Below are 4,125 nucleotides of genomic sequence, written 5' to 3'. Positions count from 1 at the left end.
CAGGATTGTTTATTGGTATTTCAGTATAAGAATCAGGTCAAAGTCATAACTTGTCCTCCAAATGAGTAGTTGATAAAAATTAACACACTGTGTTTACGGTTCTTACTATCTAGCTTGAATCATAGTTGAAGAAATCCCTTTCTATACCTAGAATAGGGATTTCCACCGGTTTATGCGTAATAATGCTGGCCCTCAGATAGCTTAAGGGGGGGCTTTTTGTGTTTCATGTTATCCTTTTTCACTATTCCGACTAATTAGAACAACTGTTGCCATTAGGGATACCACTGCCTAAGAACTCACCCCTAATTTGTTCGACATCTTTTAGGTATAGGTTGTTGGCTTGGTCTGCCTCATCGAAGTTGTTGAGGGTGACATTCCATGTCGAGAATGGAGTTGGTTGGAAGTACGCATATTCGAACTTATTCGCCACTGCGCCATCTGTGATGATGCTAACGTCATTGGTGGTTGGGTCATCCAAGCGGTAGTAAAACGCTCGTGAGACTGGATTAGAACTGAATTGGTAATCCTGATCCTGATAGCGGTCGGCATAGTTACCTGAACTCGATATTTCAAGGTTGAGTTGCTTGCCATAAGGTAAGTTTTCCCCTTCTAAGAACACACGTACAGTAGAGAGTCTGACTCGGTCGAATGAACATAGTTGTGCCTGACCTAATGGAATAGTGAAGTTCAACTCGCCAGTGGTTGCGAAGCTATCGAGCTGCTCTTGGCTAGAGATGGTGTAGTTGTCGATAGTGAAGTCTTGTGGTGCTGGCTGGAATGAAGAGAGTGCATTCACATACTCACTTTCTATGGACGCAAGGTCAAACTGGTAGTCCAAGTAACTTTTATTCAACGAAGGTGTTATCTCACTTGGTTTCAATGCCCAGTATTCGTATGCCTGAACATAGTTAGACAAAGCCACATACATTGGTCGTTTGAAGTGCATTAGCACTCGTGAAAGCTCACGCTCGATGGAGTCGAAACCTTCGCTGTCTACCTGATAACTCTCAATGGAGTCACTCAATCTTTGCTGTTGATTAGCGGTGACGTTTTTGGTCAATAATAGGTCGACGAGTTTGGCTTGCTCTTGCGCAAAGTTAAGCTGAGTGGTGTTAATGGCTTTGCCTAATAGCACCTGTTTTTCGAGTTCGACTAGGTATTGTCTTGCGCCTTTAATTCCCAAGCTATCAGCAAGCCTTAAATTACTGCGGATCTCGGTGATCATCAGATCCCAAGCTAGATTGCTCTCATTCAAAGTCGGAATATTAAAGTCAAAGCCATCCATCGCTTCGGAGATTTTATGAAGTTTGATGGTCGATTTCACATCGGCGGTGAGCTGTGCGATGCCCGAAATGGTCTTGGTAACGCTATCAATGATCCCCGTGACTGATTTTATATTGGTGACTAAGTTTTTCGCTTTATCCAGTGCTTCTGGCGTTTTAGCCAACTGCTCGGTGAGGTCGTTCACACCAGATAGATTCCCTGTGAACACACCACTGACGGCACTGCCAATCTCTGCGATGGCTTTGAAGATAGCCAAGGCTGCATTGAGCTCTTGCTGAGTTTTCCAGTTTTCCACGCCGACCAAGTAAGTGGTTCTTGCACTCAGTGTCACAAGCTCCTGAGCTTTGTATTGGCTGTCGATTTCGGTCAGGCTGTCGCCTATTTTGTCGATGTTGGATTGGGTTTGATTGATGATCGAGTCTTGTGCTCTGAGAACGTCTTCAACGTTAGCGAGTGCTAACTTCGCAGCTTCAATCTTGTCTTCGATCACCGTACTTCTGTCTTGAATGATATCCCACTGCGCTTGATACGCGATCATTGCGTTCAGGTACGCTTCGTATTTGCCTTGGTAGAGTACCTTGTCGAGATAAGGCACATAGTTGCTCTCTTTAGTACTAAAACTAATGAACTGTTTGAAGGCTACGGTTTGGAGGTATAGATCTGAAAGGATAGGGTCATCTTCCACCACAGAGCCTGCGTGACGCAAACTCTGCTCAATCCAGTTAATCAGTTCGAGGCTAAGTTCTGGGTTGGTGTCGAATAAGCTGGCAGCCATATCAAAAGAGCGGTTAACAATGTCGGTAAAAGGTGTGGTCGCCAGTTTCATTTGCCCAGTAATGTTCGAGTCGATGGTGGTTCTGCGGTAGTGTTCTCCTGCTAATACCACAGAGGTTCCATCGCCATCTTCTGCTGAAAGGGCATCTCGTGTAATGCTGCCATCGTTTTGGAAAGCGAGGACATTAATTGGAGTTTCGATCTCTCCTGCAATCACAGTCACTGATGCCGCAGCACCTTGTTGCCCGAGAACGAAAGTCGGGGCGCCTTGTCCGACAATTTTACGGGCAAAAATGAGAATGTTTTGGTTATTCACCACCAAGTTGAAGTTTTCTGGAACCTCAATGGTATCGGCAAAAACGACGATCTTGGAGGGCTTAGTCACGTAAAGGTTCTGCTCTGCAACCCAGTCACTGAGGTTGATGTGGAGATCCGACGTAGAGCGAGAGAGAACATCGACATCTGAATAGGCAGACTGAACCCAAGTTGGGTATTCGATGGAATTAGGCAAGTTATTAAGCTCTAGCCAGTCACTAGCAAAAGCTTGTGGAGATAATGAAAGAGAAATAATAATCGGTAGAATTCTCATATTAATGTCCTGTCGAAATGAGTATTAGCCAAATTTTGGGTAGCAGAAACCAACACCTTATTTTTCATAAGGCGTGGGGTTCTGTTGTTAGTTTGTTTTTATTGGTCTTACAGGTTTAACTTATAGCGAGGCTTCGCTTTGCCGAGCTATTTGTCGATGGGTATGGACTACTCCATTTCTTGAATATAAGCATTATTTGCAAATGCCTTCGCTTTCTCGCTGATGTTATTCCAGTTCATTTCTGCAACCGATGTATTGGCTAATGCACCGATAGCACCAAGCATTGCGTCGTCTTTCATGATGTCGGCATTGTTTTGAGCTTCATCCAATGCAGCAAGCAGTGATGTGAAGTCGGTGTTCATTTGCTGCCAATTTAACTTCAGCTTATTAATATGTGGGATAGCGTCTTCAATTTGCTGAGATATAAGATCAATGCTTTCTGAAGAGCGATGGTAAGAGTTATATACCTTTTGTGTGTAAGACAATTGTTCTTCTAAATCTTTAACTTCATTTTGCAGTTCGTTGCGAAGCTTACGCGCTTTCTCTGCTTTATCTCCGTAGACACCCATAATTGGTACGGCTACTAAAGGGAACCACGCGTAGGTGACGGCAGTAGAGGCAACCGTGACATAGTGCGTGTAGTCTTTGTTGAGTTGTTCGATTCGGGCATTGATATCGTTCACTTGCTGTTGAAGTACGCTGCCATCATCCGTTAGATACCCGTTATGGGTCCCTTCCAACACTTCAAGTTGTAGCTTTTGCGTGTCTAGTTGCGCAGAAAAGTCCAACAAGTTGTCACCCACATCGGACACCTCTTGCTGGTATCTCAATGAAAAGTTTTGCAGGCTTTTCAGATAAGCAATCGCCATTTTTCGGTTGCGTTCAACAGCCTCGATATCTTCCGGTAAGGGTGAAAATGCTTTTGCCAACATCTCATTAAGGGCGTCGCTCAAAGGGGTGAGCATGTAGTCTTTGATTTGTACGTAGTTCGCTAGGCTCAATGAGAGGTTCACGATGCTTGGATACAGGTCCTTTTTCCAGTAGAAAGCGGTGTCATGGATATTGGAATATTGCTGAACTAGGGCTTGGAAGTTAGAAAAAGGGATGTCGTTAGGAATGCTAAAAGCCGATTTCATGCTGGTTTCTGTGACGGGCAGTGCCAGTGCTCCCTCGACATACGCTTGAATCTGATACCACTCTTGCTGTTTGAGGATGAAATTGTCGGTTTCTAGATCGATAAAAACGCCATTTTCACCGGTGATCGTATCGTAGGTGATTTGAGGTATGTTCTGTTCGGCTGACGCTTGATTGACTTGAATTGGCGCTGCTTGAGAAGTGAAAGCAAAAGAGGAAAGCAGTCCAATCGAGATCGAAGATAATACCAGCGTTCGTGTGATTTTTTTCATGTTTTATCCCTGTTAGATTTGTTATTAGCTTTTCTAGAGACAATAAAATCCCCTACCATGAAATGGTGTTCC

At 44.1% G+C, this 4,125-nt stretch carries 2 protein-coding genes; both read right to left on the bottom strand.

Annotated features, from left to right (window positions below; all coding sequences use genetic code 11):
- Positions 1 to 250: 250 nt before the first annotated feature.
- On the bottom strand, positions 251 to 2,647 hold the full coding sequence (locus tag BCT81_RS19410; protein ID WP_102425520.1) for a hypothetical protein: 2,397 nt from the start codon (positions 2,645 to 2,647) through the stop codon (positions 251 to 253).
- A 167-nt stretch (positions 2,648 to 2,814) separates the two neighbouring features.
- Positions 2,815 to 4,053, bottom strand: coding sequence for an alpha-xenorhabdolysin family binary toxin subunit A (locus BCT81_RS19405; RefSeq protein ID WP_102425519.1), 1,239 nt, complete (start codon positions 4,051 to 4,053; stop codon positions 2,815 to 2,817).
- Positions 4,054 to 4,125: the final 72 nt, after the last annotated feature.

The sequence above is a fragment of the Vibrio sp. 10N.261.52.A1 genome, assembly GCF_002876325.1.
Taxonomy (GTDB): Bacteria; Pseudomonadota; Gammaproteobacteria; order Enterobacterales; family Vibrionaceae; genus Vibrio; species Vibrio chagasii.
This window is presented reverse-complemented; position numbering and strand designations above follow the sequence as displayed.